Origin of the sequence: Methylophaga pinxianii (genome assembly GCF_020447225.1) — a bacterium.
Taxonomy (GTDB): Bacteria; Pseudomonadota; Gammaproteobacteria; order Nitrosococcales; family Methylophagaceae; genus Methylophaga; species Methylophaga pinxianii.
This window is the reverse complement of sequence record NZ_JAJAEO010000090.1, coordinates 1-1,915: the sequence shown is the minus strand read 5'-3', so window position 1 is coordinate 1,915 and position 1,915 is coordinate 1. Positions and strand designations below refer to the sequence as shown.

General features: G+C 39.9%; 1 protein-coding gene. It reads left to right on the top strand.

The window, feature by feature from the left end:
- Positions 1–524 precede the first annotated feature (524 nt).
- Positions 525–1,211 (top strand): hypothetical protein, encoded by a 687-nt coding sequence (locus tag LGT40_RS00520; protein WP_226069809.1) that lies wholly within the window; start codon positions 525–527, stop codon positions 1,209–1,211.
- Positions 1,212–1,915 lie beyond the last annotated feature (704 nt).

Here is a 1,915-nt window from a genome sequence, read left to right as displayed (position 1 = left end):
GCAAACACCTCATTAAGTATTCAAAGGACGGCGCTGCCGTCCGCGCTATTCATCCCCGCCCTGAACGACGGGGCTTTTCGCGCAATCCGGTAAAATATTCATGATGGCATTAATTATGTTTGTAATCATTACAAAGAGAAGTAGAAACGAGATATTTCGTAGAGTGTCTTAATCAGTTTGTATAGTTCATTTGAATTCTTGTTTCCCCAATCCGACTTAAAATAGTCTTTATCGACAACTAATAGATTAATAAGACCTACGCTTGACCCCGAGCATGGCCGAACTTCACAATAAATTGCATAACATCACCTAAACACAAAGAAGAAAGTCATTGCCTTTTTATATTGGTAGCAACAATTTATTGTTTAAGGTCAATAAACATCCTCTTAAACCTGTGTGAGTTAAAACGCCTATCATTCTAGTAACCGGCATTGACCAATATCCGGTTATTCATGGACTAACCAGGCTTACTCATTTTAAATGCCACCCTGAGCATAAAATTAATCAACAAAAAGGAGAGCGTCGTGGCTGAAGAGTTGGAAACAGTTGACTCCAAAAGAGAAAGTCGTCAGAAAGTTGAAATGGAAAAGGTTAGACAGTTTTTGACTGAAGAAGAGGTTAAAAGCGAGTTTTACATGGAGATGACCGTAAAGCTCCAGTCAGCACAGGCAAAACGATTATTTCGCCGGACCTTCGATCATATCCAAACGCAGATGACAGCAGCAACGTTGCTCACACGTAAATTCGGATTACGTGAGCTTTCTGATGAAAATGTAAAAAAAATTACTGAAAGTATTAAGCATCTGTCTACTGAAATGAATCGGGATATGGAACAAGCAGATCACATTCTGGACAGCATTGGAATCAAGAATGCTGCCGTCACAGATAATAGTGTTTATTTGCTAATCAAAATCACGTGCCCAGAAGGCATGGCATTTATGAACCTGATCCGTCAGCTGGATAATCTGACAATGAAACTTAAAACGCTTTGGATGGCCGGGGAAGTTCCGCTTGCTCATTCAGAAGATAGGTCTCATGCATGGCAAGTTCGTATCTTTAAAATTGCTGATGCAATCAGAGCACTTGGGCAACAAGCTTACATAGCATCTGATAAGAAAAAAGACAGTGATTTAAATAAGGCTCAGGCCAAACGACAATCGTATAAAAAACGTCAGCACAATGCATCCAAGAAAGCAGCGACTACAGGCTGAAATAAATAATAGTCATGAAAGACATCTCGCTGATTCTTATCCTCGACAAATTAAGTCTATCAGCGTTTGAAGCTGCCTATTCTTTTGGTAGTACCGATACGGAGACATGACTTAAATGGAAGTCAAATGAAAAATTAGTTTCTAACACCGTAACTATACGAATTAAGCAATGATGCGTTACTGGTCGTTATAGGAATTTGAGAGCAATGCCTATTTTCGACCTGTGGTTATCAGACGTGAGGTGGTCATTCCTACCAGATAACCAATCAGATTCAGACATAAAGCTGCAGCAGCAATAACAAAAGCTTACCAACCACAGCCAATAATAGTTTCTGCATTTGGGCTTAATATAGTGAGCAATATCAGAAGATAAAGAAATGTGCCAATTCCTGCATAAGCCGAATCACGACGTGAAAAAAATGCTGAAAACTTTGTTCGCAAACTCACTCCCAAAATGGTGGAAACGAGAACAACCAACACTAATTCGAAAATAATGGTGTCAAGTGATACTTCCAGTTGAATGCCCGTCAGCTATAAAAAAAGCAGAGGAACAATGAAAGGGGATAAAGCAGTATTTACGGCATTAAAAACGTCAGCCAGGGCAACATTGCCTCGCGCCATCAACACTAACAACGGAGATGATACATCTGTGGGTGCCAAGCAAAGTTTGACCCATAGCCAACGAACCCCTGCAAAAAAAAAAA